Source organism: Pseudomonas sp. MLB6B (assembly GCF_054508135.1).
The window spans coordinates 2,137,824-2,158,182 of sequence record NZ_CP199313.1; the positions used below are offsets into that span (position 1 = coordinate 2,137,824).

General features: G+C 64.5%; 21 protein-coding genes and 1 tRNA gene. 16 read left to right on the forward strand and 6 right to left on the reverse strand.

From position 1 onward, the window contains the following. Positions 1 to 205: 205 nt before the first annotated feature. Positions 206 to 1,054, forward strand: coding sequence for a glycine betaine ABC transporter substrate-binding protein (locus ACSMEV_RS09400; protein ID WP_459208146.1), 849 nt, complete (start codon positions 206 to 208; stop codon positions 1,052 to 1,054). Positions 1,055 to 1,101: 47 nt separating this feature from the next. On the opposite strand, the gene ACSMEV_RS09405 is transcribed toward ACSMEV_RS09400, so the two are convergent. Continuing rightward, positions 1,102 to 1,695, reverse strand: coding sequence for a biliverdin-producing heme oxygenase (locus tag ACSMEV_RS09405; protein WP_459208147.1), 594 nt, complete (start codon positions 1,693 to 1,695; stop codon positions 1,102 to 1,104). A 279-nt stretch (positions 1,696 to 1,974) separates the two neighbouring features. On the opposite strand from ACSMEV_RS09405, the gene ACSMEV_RS09410 reads away from it, so the two are divergent. Further along, positions 1,975 to 3,471 (forward strand): YdgA family protein, encoded by a 1,497-nt coding sequence (locus tag ACSMEV_RS09410; protein WP_459208148.1) that lies wholly within the window; start codon positions 1,975 to 1,977, stop codon positions 3,469 to 3,471. Between the two features lie 373 nt (positions 3,472 to 3,844). Beyond that, entirely contained in the window at positions 3,845 to 4,903 is a 1,059-nt protein-coding gene (nadA, locus tag ACSMEV_RS09415; RefSeq protein ID WP_459208149.1) for a quinolinate synthase NadA, read from the forward strand. 85 nt (positions 4,904 to 4,988) lie between these two features. On the opposite strand, the gene ACSMEV_RS09420 is transcribed toward nadA, so the two are convergent. Further along, positions 4,989 to 6,422: a M48 family metalloprotease gene (locus ACSMEV_RS09420; RefSeq protein WP_459208150.1), complete on the reverse strand. Its 1,434-nt coding sequence runs from the start codon at positions 6,420 to 6,422 to the stop codon at positions 4,989 to 4,991. 104 nt (positions 6,423 to 6,526) lie between these two features. On the opposite strand from ACSMEV_RS09420, the gene ACSMEV_RS09425 reads away from it, so the two are divergent. Continuing rightward, positions 6,527 to 6,766 (forward strand): sulfurtransferase TusA family protein, encoded by a 240-nt coding sequence (locus tag ACSMEV_RS09425; protein WP_459208151.1) that lies wholly within the window; start codon positions 6,527 to 6,529, stop codon positions 6,764 to 6,766. Positions 6,767 to 6,784: 18 nt separating this feature from the next. Further along, positions 6,785 to 7,855: an AI-2E family transporter gene (locus ACSMEV_RS09430; protein ID WP_459208152.1), complete on the forward strand. Its 1,071-nt coding sequence runs from the start codon at positions 6,785 to 6,787 to the stop codon at positions 7,853 to 7,855. A 60-nt stretch (positions 7,856 to 7,915) separates the two neighbouring features. Here the strand turns inward: ACSMEV_RS09430 and ACSMEV_RS09435 are convergent, their stop codons facing one another. Next, on the reverse strand, positions 7,916 to 8,389 hold the full coding sequence (locus ACSMEV_RS09435) for a peroxiredoxin (RefSeq protein ID WP_459208153.1): 474 nt from the start codon (positions 8,387 to 8,389) through the stop codon (positions 7,916 to 7,918). Between the two features lie 10 nt (positions 8,390 to 8,399). After that, positions 8,400 to 8,960, reverse strand: a complete 561-nt coding sequence (locus ACSMEV_RS09440; RefSeq protein WP_038412467.1) for a glycine cleavage system transcriptional repressor — start codon at positions 8,958 to 8,960, stop codon at positions 8,400 to 8,402. A gap of 248 nt (positions 8,961 to 9,208) precedes the next feature. Between ACSMEV_RS09440 and dapA the strand changes: the two genes are divergently transcribed. From dapA to ACSMEV_RS09475, 7 genes are all read left to right on the forward strand, one after another. Next, positions 9,209 to 10,087 carry a 4-hydroxy-tetrahydrodipicolinate synthase gene (dapA, locus tag ACSMEV_RS09445; RefSeq protein ID WP_459208154.1) on the forward strand — a complete coding sequence of 293 codons (879 nt, stop codon included), beginning with the start codon at positions 9,209 to 9,211 and terminating at the stop codon, positions 10,085 to 10,087. Between the two features lie 17 nt (positions 10,088 to 10,104). Further along, positions 10,105 to 11,220, forward strand: coding sequence for an outer membrane protein assembly factor BamC (gene bamC, locus ACSMEV_RS09450; protein ID WP_459208155.1), 1,116 nt, complete (start codon positions 10,105 to 10,107; stop codon positions 11,218 to 11,220). Further along, positions 11,221 to 11,979 carry an MBL fold metallo-hydrolase gene (locus ACSMEV_RS09455; protein WP_459208156.1) on the forward strand — a complete coding sequence of 253 codons (759 nt, stop codon included), beginning with the start codon at positions 11,221 to 11,223 and terminating at the stop codon, positions 11,977 to 11,979. 28 nt (positions 11,980 to 12,007) lie between these two features. Beyond that, a complete protein-coding gene (purC, locus tag ACSMEV_RS09460; protein ID WP_296265113.1) occupies positions 12,008 to 12,718 on the forward strand; it encodes a phosphoribosylaminoimidazolesuccinocarboxamide synthase in 711 nt (236 codons plus the stop codon). A 91-nt stretch (positions 12,719 to 12,809) separates the two neighbouring features. Next, a tRNA-Ser gene (locus tag ACSMEV_RS09465) sits at positions 12,810 to 12,899 on the forward strand. Positions 12,900 to 13,058: 159 nt separating this feature from the next. Beyond that, positions 13,059 to 13,682 (forward strand): dimethylsulfonioproprionate lyase family protein, encoded by a 624-nt coding sequence (locus ACSMEV_RS09470; RefSeq protein WP_459208157.1) that lies wholly within the window; start codon positions 13,059 to 13,061, stop codon positions 13,680 to 13,682. Between the two features lie 163 nt (positions 13,683 to 13,845). Next, on the forward strand, positions 13,846 to 14,484 hold the full coding sequence (locus ACSMEV_RS09475) for a LysE family translocator (protein ID WP_459208158.1): 639 nt from the start codon (positions 13,846 to 13,848) through the stop codon (positions 14,482 to 14,484). Positions 14,485 to 14,508: 24 nt separating this feature from the next. Here ACSMEV_RS09475 and ACSMEV_RS09480 read toward each other — a convergent pair whose 3' ends face one another. Continuing rightward, positions 14,509 to 15,303 (reverse strand): dienelactone hydrolase family protein, encoded by a 795-nt coding sequence (locus ACSMEV_RS09480; protein ID WP_459208159.1) that lies wholly within the window; start codon positions 15,301 to 15,303, stop codon positions 14,509 to 14,511. A gap of 122 nt (positions 15,304 to 15,425) precedes the next feature. Here ACSMEV_RS09480 and ACSMEV_RS09485 point away from each other — a divergent pair, with 122 nt between their 5' ends. From ACSMEV_RS09485 to ACSMEV_RS09500, 4 genes are all read left to right on the forward strand, one after another. Beyond that, the gene (locus ACSMEV_RS09485) at positions 15,426 to 16,031 is read left to right on the forward strand and encodes an outer membrane protein (protein ID WP_459208160.1); all 606 of its coding nucleotides are present in this window, start codon (positions 15,426 to 15,428) and stop codon (positions 16,029 to 16,031) included. A 69-nt stretch (positions 16,032 to 16,100) separates the two neighbouring features. Further along, entirely contained in the window at positions 16,101 to 16,778 is a 678-nt protein-coding gene (locus tag ACSMEV_RS09490; protein WP_296265122.1) for a response regulator, read from the forward strand. After that, positions 16,775 to 18,115, forward strand: a complete 1,341-nt coding sequence (locus ACSMEV_RS09495; protein ID WP_459208161.1) for an ATP-binding protein — start codon at positions 16,775 to 16,777, stop codon at positions 18,113 to 18,115. The genes ACSMEV_RS09490 and ACSMEV_RS09495 overlap by 4 nt, the downstream gene beginning before the upstream one ends. Positions 18,116 to 18,405: 290 nt before the next feature. Next, a complete protein-coding gene (locus ACSMEV_RS09500; RefSeq protein WP_459208162.1) occupies positions 18,406 to 19,728 on the forward strand; it encodes a dicarboxylate/amino acid:cation symporter in 1,323 nt (440 codons plus the stop codon). A 67-nt stretch (positions 19,729 to 19,795) separates the two neighbouring features. Here ACSMEV_RS09500 and ACSMEV_RS09505 read toward each other — a convergent pair whose 3' ends face one another. After that, positions 19,796 to 20,290: a SprT family zinc-dependent metalloprotease gene (locus tag ACSMEV_RS09505; RefSeq protein ID WP_459208163.1), complete on the reverse strand. Its 495-nt coding sequence runs from the start codon at positions 20,288 to 20,290 to the stop codon at positions 19,796 to 19,798. Positions 20,291 to 20,359: the final 69 nt, after the last annotated feature.

A 20,359-nucleotide genomic window follows, 5' to 3' on the forward strand; every position in this document is an offset into this window, starting at 1 on the left:
ACGTGGACCTGGCTGTCGGCCGTGCAAGCGTAGCCCGTCGTCGCGTCTTCGACATGCAAGGATCGCGCAGGGCCTTGTAAGCGAATGGCGCTAATGGCCAAGTGCTGTCGCTGAGAACGTGTTGAGAGTCGTAGCTGGAGCAGGTTGACCTGCCACAGCGGTTGATGATGAACCCTCAAACAAGACCTGACGCGGGGATGCTTTGATGAAGATGCGACGTTTGCTGGGTGTGGGTTCGGCTTTGATCCTGGCCATGGGTGCTACCCAGGCGATGGCCAAGGAAGTGAGCATCGGTTATGTGGACGGGTGGGCCGACAGCGTCGCCACCACCAACGTGGCCGCCGAAGTGATCAAACAGAAACTGGGCTACGACGTCAAACTCCAGGCCGTCGCCACCGGGATCATGTGGCAGGGCGTGGCCACCGGCAAGCTCGACGCGATGCTGTCGGCCTGGCTGCCGGTAACCCACGGCGATTACTGGGCCAAGAACAAGGACAAGGTGGTCGACTACGGCGCCAACTTCAAGGACGCCAAGATCGGCCTGATCGTCCCCGACTATGTCAAGGCCAACAGCATCGCCGACCTCAAGACCGACGCCAGCTTCAAGCAGAAGATCGTCGGCATCGACGCCGGTGCCGGCGTGATGATCAAGGCCGAACAGGCGATCAAGGACTACGACCTCACGGGATACAAACTCCAGGCCAGCTCCGGCGCCGCCATGACCTCCGAACTGGGCCGCGCCTACGCCAAGAAGGATTCCATCGCCGTCACCGGCTGGGTGCCGCACTGGATGTTCGCCAAGTGGAAGCTCAAGTTCCTCGAAGACCCCAAAGGCGTGTTCGGCGAAGCCGAAACCGTCAACAGCGTCGGCAGCAAGCAACTGGCGAGCAAGGCGCCGGAAGTGGCCGAGTTCCTCAAGAAGTTCTCCTGGCAGTCCAAGGACGAGATCGGCGAGGTCATGCTGGCCATCCAGGAAGGCGCCAAGCCTGAAGCCGCCGCCAAGGACTGGGTCGCCAAGCACCCGGAGCGCGTGAAGGAGTGGACCGGTAAGTAAAGCTCGCCGTATAGACAGGGGGCTGGCCGGCGCAGTGGCCAGCCCCTTCAGGCGTCGAGCGCGTCGTCGAAGACCGCGCGCAAATGCCCCCGATAGCTATCGAACGCGGCGATCGCGCCCTTTACCGCCTGCGCCTCTTGTTCCTCTTGCAACACCTGCCCATCGACCTGCTCGACGAACGCACGCCAGTGCAAGGCGCGACCTTGCGGGTGCGGCGCCAGGTGACGGGCGCCAAACGCCGCATCGAGCTCCAACTGTTGGGTCTGCTTGAACAGGAACGCCGCGCCCAGGTTCGAACCCTCGCTGCAATACAGCCAGCCCAGCGCTTCGGGAGCCTCCACGGCAACCTGCGCCGGCACGGGCGGCACGCCCAGGCCCAGATCGACCATGTCCGCCTGCACGGCGGCGAAGCGCGACAACTGCGCAAGCCCCGGCAACCAGCGGTTGAGGGTCGCGTCCTGGTACAGCCCCAGCAGACTGCCATGGAAGGCGTGTTGCACGCGCAGAAAGCGCGCATAGCGTTCGCGGTCGGCGAACGGCCGCGCCGCCATCACCAGGGTATCGACGGTATCGTGGTCACGGCTGCTGGCCAGTTTCAGGCGTTGGCAGCGGCCTTGGGCGGGAGCGGGCGAAGGGGGCATCGAAGGCATCCGTAGGCATGAGCGAGTGCGGGCGGTAGCGTAGGCAGTTGACTGTCCAGGGCGCGTTTCGATCCGCTCGGGCTGTGTTGTGACGGCCAGCGTTGCGCGAGGGTCACCGGGCGTTGCGGGAATCTTGTCCGGGCGGCGCGGTCTGCGCTGTGAACGTCATCGCAGTGCGACAGCGGCAGGGCGGTTGTCCCGAGCTGGGTGTGGCGGTCATACTCTTGCACCCCTCGCGGCCATCCGCGTCGCCCCTATGGACAGCAATCGGTTCTATTCATGAAGAAATCAGTAGGCATTCTCTGCGGTCTGGCCGTCGCCATCGCCGCCGTCACCGTCGCCGGCGCCTGGTACACCGGCAAACAGCTTCCTGCGGAGCTGGAGCGCTCCATCGCGCGTGCCAACACCGAGTTCAAGAATGCGGCGGCCGGCACCGGTGGCACCTTGACCGCCGAGCTGGTCTCGCTCGACCGCCATTTCTTCAGCAGTGACGCGCGCTACCGCATCAGTGCCAAGAACCTGTGGCTGGGCGGGCAGAGCGAGCCGCTCAATTTCGACGTCGCCATCGACGACCACATCGAGCATGGGCCATTCCCCTGGTCGCGGGTCAAGTCGTTCAAGCTGCTGCCGGTCATGGCGGTCAGCAACAGCGCCCTGGTCAAGGACGAGCAGACCGCCGCCCTGTTCGACGCCGCCGGCGGCCAGTCGCCGCTGACCGGGCAGGTCAGCCTGGGCTATGCCGGTGGCATCGACAGCCTGCTGCACGTGGCGCCGATGAAAGTCGTCCAGGACGACGGCGGCAGCGTCGATTTCTCCGGCCTGCGCCTGCAGGTCGAAGGCGACCGCGATGGCGATGCCGTGAAGATCCATGGCACCGCCGACCGTCTGCAGGTCAAGATCGTGGGCGATCGCCCACCGGCGACCCTGGTATTCGACGGCTTCAAGATCGGCGGCGACCTGACCAAGACCGACCATGAGATGGTCTACGTCGGCAAGCTCGACCTGTTCTTGTCGCAGTTGCAGGCCACCTTGGGGCCGAAACAGGACGTGCTGCTGCTCAAGGGGCTGGAGCAGAACAACCTCTACAGCCTGGAAGGCAAGGACCGCCTAGGCGGGCGGCTGGAATACAAGGTTTCCGACATCACCTACGCCGACCGCGCCGTCGGCAGCGGGCAGATGGTGTTCAACTTCCGCTCCGTCGACATTCCGGCCATGCGCGCGTTGACCGAGTGGTACCAGACCAAGCTGCCGCAGGTGCAGCAGGCCGCCGCCGAAGGCCAGCAGGTGCCGTCGTTCGAGATGAGCGACGCCGAGCGTGCCCAGGTCCAGGCCAACCTGCAAAAGCTGCTGGCTGCCAAGCCCCGGGCCGAGATCGAAGACCTGTCGTTCAAGACGGCCCGTGGCACCAGCCAGTTCAAGCTGGGCGTCGACTTCACCAACCCGACCTCCTTCGACCTGCCGCCCGACCAACTGGGCAAGCAACTGGTCGCCCTGGTGGACGGCAAGCTGACCTTGTCCAAGCCCATGGTCGGTGACCTCGCCACCTTGCAGGCATTGCTCGACGGGCAGACCGACGCCCAGGCCATCGCCCAGCAATCGAGCCAGGCCGGCGAAATGCTCGGCGTCATGGCGCTGCAAAGCGGCCTGGCCACGGTGCAGGGCGAAGACGTGGTGTCGACCCTGCATTACGCCGACGGCACGGTAGACTTCAACGGCAAGAAGATGCCGGTCGAACAGTTCCTCATGATGCTGGCATCCATGGTGCCGCAACGCTGACGGGCCGCCGACCCCGCCCGCTGTGTGGGCAGGGTCGGATAGCGACGCGTGGGTGCAATGCCCATGGGCTTCGAACGGCCACGACGGCGTTGCGCAGCCCGATGGCGAGGACGTGCGACCGGACCTCTGTCAGCCGCACCGCTCGGCCAGTCCGATCAGGCTGCAACACAGGCTCGAACCACCCTCTCGCGCAGCAGAAATATCGCTTTTGCATTGATCCGATTCTCTGTAGCCTTCGGCGTCCATAACAATCCGGGCCCGCAAATGGGCCGCGACGGCGCCCCCCAGCAGCCGTCCGGCACCTTTAGCCGATTTGCCAGGGCCGGGTGCTACTCTCGACTGACGCGCACACGCGCCCGCAGGTCCAGCGATCATGACCCAGATTTCCGAACGTCTCCTGGTTCAAGCCCACCTTGATGCCAAGCAGCCCCAGCCCCTGACGCCCGAGCAGCAGGCCGACTACCGCGTCGCCATCGCCGCCGAGCTCAAAGCGCAGAACGCCGTGCTGGTGGCCCATTTCTATTGCGATCCGGTGATCCAGGCGCTGGCCGAGGAAACCGGCGGCTGCGTGTCCGACTCCTTGGAAATGGCGCGCTTCGGCCGCGACCACGACGCCGATACGGTCATCGTCGCCGGGGTGCGTTTCATGGGCGAGACGGCGAAGATTCTCACGCCGCACAAGCGCATCCTCATGCCCACCCTTGAGGCGACCTGCTCGCTGGACCTGGGCTGCCCGGTCGAAGCTTTCTCGGCGTTCTGCGACCAGCACCCGGAGCGCACGGTGGTGGTCTACGCCAACACCTCGGCTGCCGTGAAAGCGCGCGCCGACTGGGTAGTGACCTCCAGCTGCGCGTTGGAGATCGTCGAAACCCTGATGGACAACGGCGAAACCATCCTCTGGGGACCGGACCAGCACCTGGGGCGCTATATCCAGAAACAGACCGGCGCCGACATGCTGCTGTGGGACGGTGCCTGCATCGTGCACGAGGAGTTCAAGTCGCGGCAGTTGGCCGACATGAAAGCGCTGTACCCGGATGCGGCGATCCTGGTGCACCCCGAGTCGCCCGAGTCGGTCATCGATCTCGCCGACGCTGTCGGCTCTACCAGCCAGTTGATCAAGGCTGCGCAGACCCTGCCGAACACGACCTTCATCGTCGCCACCGACCGCGGCATCTTCTACAAGATGCAGCAGCTGTGCCCGGACAAGGTCTTCATCGAAGCGCCCACCGCCGGTAACGGTGCGGCGTGCCGCAGCTGTGCGCATTGCCCGTGGATGGCGATGAACACGCTCGAACGCACGCTCGATTGCCTGCGCACCGGCAGCAACGAGATCAGCGTCGATGCGGCGTTGATTCCACGCGCGGTGAAACCGTTGCAGCGCATGCTCGATTTCACCCAGGCGGCGCGTTTGAAGTTGTCGGGTAATGCCTGAGCTGTAGAGGGCGAGGGCGAGGGCGAGGGCGGGGCCGCAACGCGGCTCCGATCGTCTTTTGCACAGGGCCTTGAAGCCCTGCGCACTATCGCATCATGTCCTTGACCATGCGCTCCTGCTCCATGATTTCCCGCTGGCGCTGGTCGATCAACGAAGCCAGCGGGAAGTTGCTGCCCGCACGGCGCTTGGCGAAATCCAACTGCTGGATGGCCTGGTCGAAGTCGCCGACCAAGGTAAAGTATTCCGCCCGCGCCCGGTGCAAGCCGACGGTGTTGCCCGACAGACCACGCACTTCGGCCACTTCGTACCAGACGTCTGGGTCTTCTGGGCGATCCTTCAACAGGCTGTCCAGCACCTTTTCCGCCTCTGCCGGCTTGCCCTGCTTGATCAGCAGGTCGGCGCGCACCTGGTTGAGCGGGTAGTTGCCCGGATACAGGCCTTGCAGACGCTCGACGCGCTGCTGGGCGTCGGCCAGACGGTTGTTGGTGATCTCCAGGTCGATCTGCGCCAGGTTGTAGCTGATGTCGTTGGGCGCTTTGGCCAGCAACGGCTTGAGGTTGGCGCGCGCTTCGTTGAGCTGCCCGCCGCGGATCTGCGCCAGGGCCAGGCCATAACGGGCGGCGTCGAGGGTCGGGTCTTCGTCGAGCTGGGCGCGGAAACGCTTGGCCGCCAGGCCCGGCGTGCCTTCGTAGGTGAGGGCCACGCGCGCACGGATCAACTGATAGCGCAGGCTGTCTTCGACGCCGCCCTTGGGCGCCTGCTCGGCGCGGTTGCGGGTGTCGGCGATGCGCGATTCGGTGACCGGGTGGGTCAGCAGGAATTCCGGCGGCTTGCCGTCGTAACGGTACTGGCGCGCCAGGCGCTCGAACATGCTGGGCATGTTGCGCGGGTCGTAGCCGGCTTTTTCCAGGTTGAGGATGCCGATGCGGTCGGCCTCCTGCTCGTTCTGCCGGGAAAAGCGCCGCTGCTCCTGGATGGCGGCGGCCTGGCTGCCGGCGATCAGGCCGATGCCGGCATCGCCACCGCCGCCGGCGGCCAGCACGATCCCGGCCAGCAGCGCGGCCATCATCGGCAACTGCATGCGCTGCTGCGCCTCGACGCCGCGGGCGAAGTGGCGCTGCGACAAGTGCGCCAGTTCGTGGGCCAGCACCGAGACATACTCGCCTTCGGTCTGGGCATTGAGAAACAGCCCGCCGTTGACCCCGACGATCCCGCCCGGCGCTGCGAAGGCGTTGAGCTCGCGGCTGTCGATGAGGATGAATTCCAGGCGCCGATCCTGCAACTGGCTGGTCTCGGCCAGGCGATAGACGCTGGTCTCGACATAATCCTTGAGCTGCGGATCGTTGAGCTGTTTGACGTTACCGCGCAGCAGGCTCAGCCATGCCCGGCCCAGATCGTGTTCCTGCTTGGGCGAAACGATCGAGGAGCTGGCATCGCCCAGCGACGGCAGGTCGTCGGCATGGCCGGGAACGGCCAGCAGGCAGGCCAGCGCCAGCAGGGTAGGGCGCAGTGGATTCATGGATGCAGCTCGCGTCGGTAAAAGACGTCTACTGTAGCCCGCTCACACGCCACCGACCAGTGGCGCTATCCTAGCGGGCTCTCTACTTTGCCCCGGAGCTGTCCATGACCGAATCCCTCACCTGCGCCGCCGAAGTCGACGCCAGCGGCCTCAACTGCCCACTGCCCTTGCTCAAGGCGAAAATGGCGCTCAATGGCCTGGACAGCGGTGCGGTGCTCAAGGTGGTCGCCACCGATGCGGGCTCGCAACGTGACTTCCACACCTTCGCCCGCCTCTCAGGTCATGCCCTGGTCGACGAGCGCATCGACGGCGGCGTGTACACCTACTGGCTGCGCAAGGCCTGAGCCTTTCAAGGATCTTCAATGTTCAACGTGCTTCGCGGCTGGATTCAGCGTTACTTCTCCGACGAGCAGGCCGTGGTGCTGGCGGTGCTGCTGGTGCTGGCCTTCACCCTGGTCCTGACCCTCGGTGGCATGCTGGCGCCGGTGTTGGCAGGGCTGGTGCTGGCGTTTCTGATGCAGGGGCTGGTCAACACCCTGGAGCGCTGCAAGGTGCCGACCCGGGTGGCGGTGGGGGTGGTGTTCACCCTGTTCCTCGGCGCCTTGGCCGCGTTCCTGCTGATCCTGGTGCCGCTGCTCTGGCATCAATTGATCACCTTGTTCAACGAGCTGCCAGGCATGCTCGGCAAGTGGCAGTCGCTGCTGTTGCTGCTGCCCGAGCGCTATCCGCATCTGGTGTCCGACGAGCAGGTGCTGCGCGCCATCGAGTCGGTGCGCGGCGAGATCGGCAAGTTCGGGCAATGGGCGCTGACCTTTTCGCTGTCGAGCCTGCCGTTGCTGGTCAGCGCGATGATCTACCTGGTGCTGGTGCCGATCCTGGTGTTCTTCTTCCTCAAGGATCGCGAGGTGATCGCGCGTTGGGTATCGGGTTACCTGCCGCGCGAGCGCACCCTGCTCAACCGCGTGGGCGACGAGATGAACCGGCAGATCGCCAACTACATTCGCGGCAAGGGCATCGAGATTCTGATCTGCGGCATCGCCACCTACATCGCCTTCATCAGCCTGGGGCTGAACTACGCCGCCTTGCTGGCGCTGCTGGTGGGGTTGTCTGTGGTGGTGCCGTACGTGGGCGCGGTGGTGGTGACCGTGCCGGTGACCTTGATCGCGCTGTTCCAGTGGGGCTGGGGCGACCAGTTCATCTACCTGATGGCGGTGTACGCGATCATCCAGGCGCTCGACGGCAACGTGCTGGTGCCGCTGCTGTTCTCCGAAGCGGTCAGCCTGCACCCGGTGGCGATCATCTGCGCGGTGCTGTTGTTCGGCGGATTGTGGGGGTTCTGGGGGATCTTCTTCGCCATTCCGCTGGCGACCTTGTGCAAGGCCGTGCTCGACGCCTGGCCCAAGCAGGAACCACCCGTAGCGCCGCTGTTGTAGAGGTCGCCTGAGGCTGGGGGAAGGCCGGTGTGCCGACCCCCACAGTTGTCGGGGATATGCTCAGCCTTGGTGCAGGCTCTGCGCGGCGGCCAGTACCGCATCCACATGCCCCGGCACCTTCACCCCGCGCCATTCCTGGCGCAGCACGCCTTCGCAGTCGATCAGGAAGGTGCTGCGGTCGACGCCCAGGTACTCCTTGCCGTAGAGCTTCTTCAACTTGATCACGTCGAACAGTTGGCACAGCGCCTCGTCCTTGTCGCTGATCAGCTCGAAGGTGAAGCCCTGCTTGGCCTTGAAGTTCTCGTGGGACTTCAAGCCGTCGCGCGACACGCCCAAGACCACCGTGTTGGCCGCTTCGAAAGCCGGCAACTGGTCGCGGAAACCCTGGCCTTGGGTGGTGCAGCCCGGCGTGCTGTCCTTGGGGTAGAAGTACAGCACCACCTGGCGGCCTTTGAAGGCGGCCAGTTCGACGGGCTGGCCGCCGGTGGCCTGGGCTTGGAAGTTGGGTACGGCCTGGTCGAGTTCGACGCTCATGCTGGAGTCCTCACACCGGGTTCTGCGGGCGCCAAGGTTCGATCAGCGCATCGAGGTTCAAGGCATCGGCGAAGTCCAGGAACTGATCGCGCAGCCAGCTGATTTGCGTGCCGGCCGGCAGGATCACGGTGAACTGCGCGTTGAGCATGCTGCTGCCGGTCTGCGGCGCCAGGTAGGTGTCGCAGGTCATGGCGTCGAGCTCGACACGGTGGTCGAGGAAGAACTGGCATAGCTCGTTGATGATGTCGGGGCGATAGGCGGCGCTGACGTAGGCGACATAAGGCAGGGCCTGGGGGCGTACTTCCTGCTCGGCGCTACGAACGACGTCGATGGTCATGCCGTGCTTCTTGGCAAGGCCGGGCAGGGTGCTTTCCAGGCGCGCCAGGGCGTCCCAGTTGCCGCCGACCTGCAAGACCAGGGCGCTGGTCTCGCCGTGGCGCGACAGGCGCGAAGTGACCACCGCGCAGCGGTTGTCGAACGCGGCGCGGCTCAGGATGTTGGCCAGCTCCATGGGGTTGGGCCCCAAGGCGCTGATGACGAGAAATTGTTCGCGAACGGTTGGGGTGGACATGCAGCATTCCTAAAGCGATGAGTGGTCGGTGCGCAGGCCGGTGGCTACCGACTTCCAGGCGTTGCCCGAAGGGGTGCGAACGGACGTTGAACGGCATTGGCGGCCCAGTGGACCCCACGCTGCCGAGCAAAGAGCGCAGGGTAGCGAAATCCTGCCGCCAGGGGAATGCTCCACCCGCCAGCTTCGCTTGTACAAGGCCGAAGGCGCCAGTACCATTACCGCTCTCTTTTTCCGGCAGGAGCAGTTACATGATTGCGGGCAGTATGGTGGCATTGGTCACTCCCATGGATGCACACGGGCGTCTGGATTGGGACAGCCTCGGCAAACTTGTAGACTTCCACCTGGAAAAAGGCACCCACGCAATCGTCGCCGTCGGCACCACCGGCGAGTCGGCCACCCTGAGCGTGGACGAGCACATCGCGGTCATCGAGTTCGTCGTCAAGCGCGTCGAAGGGCGTATTCCCGTCATTGCCGGTACGGGCGCCAACTCCACCAGCGAAGCGGTCCACCTCACGCAGAACGCCAAGAATGCCGGCGCCGACGCCTGCCTGCTGGTGGTGCCGTACTACAACAAGCCCACCCAAGAGGGCCTGTACCAGCACTTCAAGCACATCGCCGAGTCGGTCGACATTCCGCAGATCCTCTACAACGTGCCCGGCCGCACCGCCTGCGACATGCAGGCCGACACCGTTATCCGCCTTTCCAGCGTGCCGAATATCATCGGCATCAAGGAAGCCACTGGCGACCTGGCCCGGGCCAAGGCCATCCTCGAAGGCGTGCCTGCCGACTTCCTCGTGCTCTCGGGCGATGACCCTACCGCAGTCGAGCTGATCCTGCTCGGCGGCAAAGGCAACATCTCGGTCACCGCCAACGTGGCCCCACGGGAAATGGCCGACCTTTGCGAAGCGGCCCTCGCCGGCAACGCCGAAAAGGCCCGCGCCCTCCACGAAACGCTCTTGCCCCTGCACAAGCACCTGTTCTGCGAAGCCAACCCGATTCCAGTGAAATGGGCGCTGGTGGAAATGGGCCTGATGCAGCAAGGCATCCGCCTGCCGCTGACCTGGCTCAGCGCAGGTTGTCACGAACAAGTCCGTACTGCCTTGCGCCAGTCCGGCGTACTGGTTTAATCGAGGAAGTACACCGCATGAAGCGATTGGCTGGTTTATCCGCCCTTGCATTGATCATCTCCAGCACCAGCGGTTGCGGCTGGTTGTGGGGCGACGAAGGTTATTTCCGTGATCGCGGCAGCGACTACCTGCAAGCGCAGACCACTGCGCCCATGCAGTTGCCGCAAGACGCCACCAGCGTCAAACGCCTCGATCCGCTGCTGCCGATCCCGCGCAACATCGCCGACGAAGGCGCCAAGACCGAATTCGAAGTGCCGCGCCCGCAGCCGCTCAATGGCGTCGCCAACGCCAGCGAATACAGCTTGCAGCGCAGTGGCAACAGCCGTTGGGTACTGGCCCAGCGCGCGCCTGCCGAAGTCTGGCCGGTGGCCCGGCAGTTCTTCGAAGACAATGGCTTCCGCATCGCCGAAGAGCGTCCGCAGACCGGTGAATTCAACACCACCTGGCAGCGCTTCGACGAGTTGTCCGCGTCCCTCGGCCAACGTCTGGCCAGCTCCGCCAGCAGCGGCGACAGCCAGGTGCGCGTTCGCGTGCGCATCGAGCCGGGCGTGCAGCGCAATTCCAGCGAGGTCTACATCGCCAGCATCGAGCGGCCCGCCGGCAGCTCCGCCGAAGGTGAGTTCCCGTCCAACAGCAACAACACCGGCGTGGACGCGCTGCTGGTCGACGAAATGCTCGCCAGCATGAACCGCAGCGCCGAAAAAGGCGGCTCGGTCTCGCTGCTCGCCGAGCGCGATTTCGATACACCCAGCCGCGTGACGCTGAGCGAAGACGGCAGCGGCAACCCGGTGCTGTTCGTGGGCTCGGACCTGGACCGCGCCTGGTCGGGCGTGGGCCGTTCGCTGGAGCAGGGCCAGTGGCGCGTCGAAGACATCAACCGCAGCCTGGGCCTGTACTACATCAACCTGTCGGAAAAACCCGAAGACAAGCAGAGCAAGCCTGGCTTCTTCGGCCGTCTGTTCGGCAGCGAGGCCACCGAGCAAGAGCGCGAAGCCCGTGCCGAGCGTTATCAGGTGCGTCTGAGCAAGGTCGGCGAGAACGTGCAGGTCACGGTCGAGAAGAACATCAACACCGTGGCCCCGGCCGATGTCGCCCGTCGCGTGTTGAGCGCCATCCAGGACCACTTGGGCTAAGTGCGCTTCGCGGTCCTCGGAAGCGGCAGCCAAGGGAACGGCACGCTGGTCGCCAGTGATGACACCTTCATCTTGGTCGATTGCGGCTTTTCCCTGCGCGAAACCGAGCGGCGTCTGGCGCTGCTCGGCGTCGCGGCCTCACAACTGAGCGCCGTGCTGGTCACCCACGAACATGCCGATCATGTGCACGGGGTAGGGCTGCTGGCACGACGCTATGGCATTCCGGTGTACCTTAGCCAAGGCACGCTGCGCGGCCTGCGCAAACCGGTCGAAGTGGCGGGTTTTCTGGGCTGCGGCGACAGCCTGAGCATCGGCGGTCTGACGGTCAGCGCGGTGCGCGTCGAGCATGATGCCCATGAGCCTTTGCAGTATGTGATCAGCGACGGCACGCGGCGCTTCGGCATGCTCACCGACCTGGGCAGCTACGACGCTCGTCTGCTGGAGCACTACCGCGAACTCGACGCCCTGCTGATCGAGGCCAACCACTGTCGCGACCTGCTCGCCCGCGGCCACTACCCGATGTTCCTCAAGCGCCGCGTCGGCGGCAGCCAGGGACACTTGAACAACCACCAGGCCGCGAACCTGGTGGCCGAGCTGGGCTGGAACACCTTGCAGCACCTGGTGCTGGCCCACCTCAGCAGCAAGAACAACCTGCCACAGCTGGCGCTCCAGTGCTTCGTCGACACCCTTGGGTGCGACCCGGACTGGCTCCAAGTGGCTAACCAGGACACCGGGCTCGACTGGCGCCACATCGCCTAGCCCACCCACACTGCAAGCGGAGCCCCCCATGGAAAAACGCGACGAACTCTACCGCGGCAAGGCCAAATCGGTTTACCAGACCGACGATGCCGACCGCCTGATCCTGTTGTTCCGCAATGACACCTCGGCCTTCGACGGCAAGCGCATCGAGCAGCTCGATCGCAAGGGCATGGTCAACAACAAGTTCAACGCCTTCATCATGCAGAAGCTCGAAGCGGCGGGCGTGCCGACGCAGTTCGACAAGCTCCTGGGCGACAACGAGTGCCTGGTCAAGAAGCTCGACATGATTCCGGTCGAGTGCGTGGTGCGCAACTACGCCGCCGGCAGCCTCGTCAAGCGCCTGGGTGTGGAAGAGGGCATCAAGCTCGAGCCGTCCACCTTCGAGCTGTTCCTGAAGAACGACGAAAAAGGCGATCCGTTCATCAACGAATCCCACGTCGTAGCCTTCGGCTGGGGCACTGCCGAGCAATTGGTGGAAATGAAGAAGCTGTCGCTCAAGGTCAACGAAGTGCTGACCCAGCTGTTCGATGAGGCCGGTCTGCTGCTGGTCGACTTCAAGCTGGAGTTCGGCGTGTTCCACGGCCAGATCGTGCTGGGCGACGAGTTCAGCCCCGACGGCTGCCGTCTGTGGGACAAGCAGACCCGCGAGAAGATGGACAAGGACCGCTTCCGCCAGGGTCTGGGCGGCGTGATCGAAGCCTACGAAGAAGTCGCCAAGCGCCTGGGCGTACCGCTGTAAGCGGGACGTTAACGCAAGCGTCTGATCCCACGCGGTTTTTTGTAGAAAAAGGTTTGCCTTTCGAAGAATCGCTGGTATGATGCGCGCCACTGGAGAGATGCCGGAGTGGTCGAACGGGACGGATTCGAAATCCGTTGTACTGGCAACAGTACCTAGGGTTCAAATCCCTATCTCTCCGCCATATCGAAAAAACCCCGTAGATCTGATCTACGGGGTTTTTTTTGGTCTGCATTTCCCAGTTTTCGGTTAACAGCCTTACATCCCATCGCCTACTACGCTGAACGACAAAAGGCAGGGGATCCATACAGGCCCTGTCAGCGTTCCGCTCAGGAGTCGACCCGTGACAGCCCTTACCTCCAAAGCCTGCGCCACCTTGGCCGCTGCCCGCGCGTTCAACCACACCGTCGCCGCCCAGCTCGGCGCTGCCCAGGCCTTCAATTGGCAGCGCTCGGCAATCGATCACTGCCGCGAAAGGCTCGAAACCGCCATGTGCGTCATGGCCGAAGACGTCCAGCCCAGGCAACCTCCGGCGCACCTTCGGGCGCTGTTGCAGCAGGCGTCGGTCGATTGCCTCGCGGCCAACCCCGCCTTGTCGCCGATCACCGAGGCCCTGTCGCCTCTTCTGGCACACGCCGACTGGATGAAGCGCGAAGCCGCGCCGGGTGCGGACGACCACTTCGTCGAGCGTCACCGTCATGCGCTGCTGCTGGGGCCCGACCAGCCGATCACCTGTACGTCGCTGTTGCTGGGTGTCGCGATTCTCGAACCGCAGGTCACCTACCCGTTCCATCGACACCCGCCCGAAGAGTTCTACTTGGTGCTTTCGCCGGGCCAGTGGTATCAGGAGGGTCTGGGCTGGTGGCAGCCGGGTTGCGGCGGGGTGGTGCACAACCCACCGGGCGTGCGCCATGCCATGGCTTCGCAGGCCGAGCCGCTACTCGCTTTATGGGGCTTGCTGCTCTGAGCAGAAAAGGTGTGCGGAAACGATTCGCCCTCGGCGCTCATAGGATTGCGCCTGCGGAGCACTGCCACCGCTTCGTCCCGGTACACTCCTTGCACTGCCTTCGAACCCATCCATCCACACTGGCCTTCTTTCAGATCTGCCGCCCAACGCTGTGAGCCTTCGCATGCCTTTCTCCAATGGTTTCCTCCTCAGCCTGTCCCTCTGCCTGGACATCGGCATCGCCAACATCGCCATGATCACCCTCGCCATGCAGCGCGGCTTCCTGCAAGGTTTCTGGCTCGGTCTCGGCACCTGCGTGGGCGACCTGATCTACGCCATCGCCGCGCTGGCCGGGATGACCGTGCTGCTGCAATTCGAAGCCGTGCGCTGGGCGCTGTGGCTGGGCGGTTCTGCGCTGCTGGTGTGGTTCGCGCTGAAGATGCTCTGGGCGGCGTGGCGCGGTGGGCAGGTGCAGGCCGAAGCAGAGGTCAAGGTCGAGTCAGGCTGGCGCGAGTTCATACGCGGTATCGTGCTGGCGATGTCGTCGCCCAGTGCGATCCTGTGGTTCGCGGCGGTGGGTGGGGTGTTGATTTCACGCTCGGGTGCCGGCAGTGCGCTGGACGCTGGGCTGTTTCTGAGCGGGTTCTTCGTGGCAGGCCTGGCCTGGTCGGCCACCCTATGCGGAGTGGCCAGCCATGGCGGTCGCCTACTGGGTGCGCGTTTGTTGACGTGGTCGTACCTGGCTTCGGCGGCGATCTTCTGCTACTTCGCGGTGTACGTGATCGTCTCGGGCTACCGCGAATTCATGGTGATGGGCGGGTGAGTCGGGCCGCCCGACGGCGTCTCGCTACTGCTGGAAGACCTGTTTGAAGAAACGTTGCAGATCGGCCCAGGAGCGCTGGTCGGCGGCTTTGTCGTAGCCGATGTCAGGCCCGCCATGCTCGCCATGGCCCAAACGATCGGCATCCGGGTTGCTGAAGCCGTGCTTGGCACCCGGCAGGCTGACGAACTCGAGGTCGGCGTTGGCGTTGGCCATTTCCTGCTTGAACGCCGCGACCTGCTCAGGGGTGACCATGCTGTCGGCCGCGCCGTGCTCGACCAGAATCTTCGCCCGCACTTGGCCGGGCTGAGCTGGGGTCTGGGTGACCAGCGCGCCATGCACGCTCACCACACCGTCGAGTTTTTCGCCGCGCCGGGCCGCGTCCAGCACCACCTTGCCGCCGAAGCAGTAACCCACGGCGCCCAGGCGATGCTTGTCGGTCTGCGGTTGCAGCTTGAGCAGATCGAGCCCGGCGTCGAACCGTTGCGCGGCGGCCTTGGGGTCCTTCAGGGCAGCGGCCATGAAAGCCTGGGCATCGGCTGGGTGTTCGGTGTGCTTGCCATCGCCGTACATGTCGATGGCCAGGGCGTTGTAGCCCAGGCCCGCCAGTTCGCGGGCGCGGCGCTTGGCGTAGTCGTTCAGGCCCCACCACTCGTGCACCACCAGAACCCCTGGGCGTTTACCGCTCAGCGCGTCGTCGTAAGCGTAGTAGCCGATCAGACGATTGCCATCGGCGTCCTGGTAGGGGATTTCGCGGGTCTGCACCGCCGCCTGGGCGAAAGCAGCGGTGCACATCAAAGCCACGGCAAGCGGAAAACGCATGGTCATTACTCCTGTAAAGGTTCGTTCAGCCGAGGTTCAGCCAGGGTTCAGCGGTCGTTCAGCCTGTGCCGCTTACTCTAGCTGCCAGACACCTCAAGCGCATCCACATGGGAGTGACCTTCATGAAAACCTTCAACAGCCTCATCGCCGCCATGGCCGTTTGTGCCGCAGGCCTTGCCACCAGCGCCCAGGCCGACGACACCTTCGCCAGCCTCACCTACGGCCAGACCAGCGACAAAGTGCGCAAGTCCGGCCTGTTGCAGCGCAATACCGGCCACCTCGACGCCGACGGCATCATCGGCAAGGACGACACCTGGGGCGTGCGTCTGGGCAAGCTCAACGAGCAGGGTCGCTACTACATGACCTACGACAACGTCTCGGGCGACCACAGCGGCCTGAAGCTGCGCCAGGAAAACCTGCTCGGCAGCTATGACCTGTTCTATCCGGTCGGCGACACCACCAAGCTGTTCGGCGGCGCCAGCCTCGGCATGACCAAGCTCACCCAGACCTCGTCTGGCCTGAGCCGGGATACCGACTACGGCTACGCGGCCGGTCTGCAAGGCGGCGTGATCCAGCAGGTCACCGACAATGCGTCGGTCGAGCTCGGCTACCGCTACCTGCGCAGCAACGCCAGCGTGGAAGTCTCGCCCCACAACGAAGCCAAGGCCGGCACCCTGCGCCTGACCAGCAGTGCCCAGACCTACCTATCGGCCAACTACCGCTTCTAAGCGCCAGAACGACTGATATGCTGTGCCGGCCATAGAGCCGGCACAGGCCATTCGCGAGGAGGGGACGGGATGAAACTGCTGGTGGTCGAGGACGAAGCGCTGTTGCGCCATCACCTCTTCACGCGCCTGGGCGAGAGCGGCCATGTGGTCGAAGCCGTGGCCAACGCCGAAGAGGCTCTGTACCAGGCCGACCAATACCATCACGACCTTGCGGTGATCGACCTGGGCCTGCCAGGCATGAGCGGGCTCGAACTGATCGGCGAGCTGCGTCGCCAGGGCAAGACCTTCCCCATTCTGATCCTCACCGCCCGCGGCAACTGGCAGGACAAGGTCGAAGGCCTGGCCGCCGGGGCCGACGACTATGTGGTCAAGCCGTTCCAGTTCGAGGAGCTGGAGGCGCGTCTGAACGCGCTGCTGCGCCGCTCCAGCGGCTTCACCCAATCGACCATCGCCGCGGGCCCCTTGATCCTCGACATCAACCGCAAGCAGGCCAGCCTGCACGACCAGCCGCTGGCGCTGACCGCCTACGAGTACCGTATCCTCGAGTACCTCATGCGCCATCACCAGCAGGTGGTGGCCAAGGATCGGCTGATGGAGCAGTTGTACCCCGACGACGAAGTGCGCGACCCGAACGTCATCGAAGTCCTGGTCGGGCGCCTGCGCCGCAAGCTCGAGGGCGACAGCGGCTTCAAGCCCATCGACACCGTGCGCGGCCTGGGCTACCTGTTCACCGAGCGCTGCCGATGATCCGCTCGCTGCGCCTGCGCCTGATGCTCGCGGCGGCGGTGCTGGCGGTGCTGTTCATGCTGGCGTTGCTGCCGGCATTGCAGAAGGCGTTCAGCCTGGCGTTGCAAGAATCCATCGAACAACGCCTGGCGTCGGACGTCACCACCCTGATTTCGGCCGCGCGCGTCGAACGGGGCCAGTTGAAGATGCCCGCGCTGCTGCCGGACGAGCGCTACAACTTGCCCGCCAGCGGCCTGCTGGGCTACATCTTCGACCGCCAGGGCACGCTGGTCTGGCGTTCCCGCGCTACCAACACCCAGCACATCAACTACCAGCCGCGCTACGATGGCCGCGGCAACGAATTCGCGCGCATCCGTCAAGGCGACGGCGAAGAGTTCTTCGTCTACGACGTCGAGGTCAAGCTGCTCGGCGGCAAGAGCGCCGCCTTCAGCATCGTCGCTCTGCAGCCGGTGAGCGGCTACCAGCACACTCTCGACGGCCTGCGCGAGAAACTCTACCTGGGCTTTGGGGCGGCGCTGCTGGCGTTGCTGGCTCTGCTCTGGGCAGGCCTGACCTGGGGGCTGCGTTCGCTGCGCCACCTGAGCCGCGAGCTCGACCAGGTGGAAGCCGGCGCGCGCGATGGCCTGAGCCGCGAGCACCCCAGCGAACTGCTGCGCCTGACCGGCTCGCTCAACCGTTTGCTGCACAGCGAGCGCGAGCAGCGCCAGCGCTATCGTGATTCTCTGGACGATCTGGCGCACAGCCTGAAAACCCCCCTGGCGGTGTTGCAGGGTGTGGGCGAAGGCATGGGCGCGGGCGAGCGCGAGCAGGCGCGGGTGCTGCAAAGCCAGATCGAGCGCATGAGCCAGCAGATCGACTATCAACTGCAACGCGCCAGCTTGCGCAAGAGTGGGCTGGTACGCCACCAAGTGGAAGTGCGGCCACTGCTCGACAGCCTGTGCAGCACCCTGGCCAAGGTCTACCGCGACAAGCAAGTCCAAGTCAGCCTGGACCTCCCCGAGCGCGCGCGGCTTCCCGTAGAGCAGGGCGCCTTGCTCGAACTACTGGGCAACCTGCTGGAAAACGCCTATCGCCTGTGCCTGGAGCAGGTGCGCGTGAGCCTGCGCCAAGGCGTCGGGTTCATCGAGCTGTGCGTGGAGGACGACGGTCCGGGCGTGCCGGCCGCGCAACGCCAGCGCATCCTGCAACGGGGCGAGCGCCTGGATCGTCAGCACCCTGGGCAGGGCATCGGGCTGGCGGTGGTGAAGGACATCATCGACAGCTACGACGCCGAACTGAGCCTGGAGGACTCGACGCTAGGCGGTGCGGCGTTCCGTATCGTCTTCCTCCTAGATTGAGTCCAAGGCGGATTTCCGCCACAGGCCCTGTACATTTCCCGCCACTGGGCGGAAACCCGCCACGTTTCCTCTCTGAATTTGCGTCATTGCAGCGCACCGCACCCGCGAAAAGCCTGGGCATGCACCGTTGATGGGCATATTGGCATCACCTTTGCTAACTAGCCTGTAGAGGCCTGCGCCATGCAGCTCTACCACAACGACAAATCCCTCCATGTGCAGGAGGGTTAGCGATTCAGGTACCCCTCGCTCTGGGAAGAGTGAAGCCGGTGCCCTCGAGGAAAAATCTAGCCATGACGACACGTCAGCCGCTGTACAAGTCCCTGTATGTCCAGGTGTTGGTCGCCATCACCATCGGCATTCTGCTCGGCCACTTCTATCCGGAAACCGGTGTTGCGCTCAAACCCTTGGGTGACGGCTTCGTCAAACTGATCAAGATGGTCATCGCGCCCATCATCTTCTGCACCGTGGTCAGCGGCATCGCTGGCATGCAGAGCATGAAATCGGTCGGCAAGACCGGCGGCTATGCGCTGCTGTACTTCGAGATCGTGTCGACCATCGCCTTGATCATCGGTCTGATCGTGGTCAACGTGGTCAAGCCCGGCGCTGGCATGCACATCGACGTTTCCACCCTGAACGCCAGCAGCGTGGCCGCCTATGCCGCCGCCGGCGCGCAGCAGACCACCGTGGGCTTCCTGCTCAACATCATCCCCAACACCGTGGTCGGTGCCTTCGCCAACGGCGACATCCTGCAAGTGCTGATGTTCTCGGTGATCTTCGGCTTCGCCCTGCATCGCCTGGGCAGCTACGGCAAGCCGCTGCTGGACCTGATCGATCGCTTCGCCCATGTCATGTTCAACATCATCAACATGATCATGAAGCTGGCTCCGCTGGGCGCCTTCGGTGCCATGGCCTTCACCATCGGCCAGTACGGCGTGGGCTCGCTGGTGCAGCTGGGCTACCTGATGGCCTGCTTCTACATCACCTGCCTGCTGTTCGTGCTGGTGGTATTGGGCGGCATCTGCCGCGCCCACGGCTTCAGCGTGTTGAAGCTGATCCGCTACATCCGTGAAGAACTGATGATCGTGCTGGGCACCTCGTCGTCCGAATCGGCCTTGCCGCGCATGCTGGCCAAGATGGAGCGTCTGGGCGCCAAGAAGTCGGTGGTCGGCCTGGTGATCCCCACCGGTTACTCGTTCAACCTCGACGGCACCTCGATCTATCTGACCATGGCCGCCGTGTTCATCGCCCAGGCGACCGACACCACCATGGACATCACCCACCAGATCACCTTGCTGCTGGTGCTGCTGGTCGCCTCCAAAGGCGCTGCGGGTGTGACCGGTTCGGGCTTCATCGTGCTCGCTGCCACCCTGTCGGCAGTCGGCCATCTGCCAGTGGCGGGTCTGGCGCTGATTCTGGGTATCGACCGCTTCATGTCCGAGGCGCGCGCGCTGACCAACCTGGTCGGTAACGCGGTGGCGACCGTGGTGGTCGCCAAGTGGGTCAAGGAACTGGACGAAGACAAGCTGCAGTCCGAACTGGCTTCCGGCGGCGCGCCGCTGGAGCTGAACCGTCCGACCGACGACCTGGGCGTGGCCGAAGGCCCTGCTCGCTAAGTCGAACCCTGTTGCATGAAAAAGCCTGTCTTCGGACAGGCTTTTTCGTTTCCGGCGCGCGGGCCGCTCACGCCTGGCGGGTTTCGCCGCTGTAGGTGAGCACCTGCCGGCAACGCTTGCAGACGTAGCGCCGGCCCTGGCGCACCAGGCGATGGCGTTGCGCGGTGAAAGGGAAGTCGCTGTCCGGGCATGGGCAGCGGTAGATGTAGCGGGTCACCGTACGGCGCTGCACTGCGTAACTGTGGCAGCGCAGCGGCGCCAGGTCGTAGACGCCGCGCATGATCGACTGCCATTCCCGGCCGTGGGCCTGGATGCCGCCGCCGAATACGTGGTGGGCGACCAAGTGGGCGACCTCGTGGGGCACGGTTTGGCGCAGGAAATCCTCCTGGTTGGCTTGGTAGAGCGTGGGGTTGAAGCGCAGCAAATTGTCGTGCAGGTGCGCCACGCCGGCTTTCAGGCCGCGCAGCTTGAAACTGACTTCGGGGCGGGGGAAAGTGCGCTTGAAGAAAGCCTCGGCCTGCACATAGCAGGCTTCGACCCGTTGTTTGAGCAGTTCGGGCATGGTCGGGAAGTCTCCTGGCCGCGCAGTATGCCGCAAGCGCTGCATGCGACCCAGGCCGCCGGTCAGGCG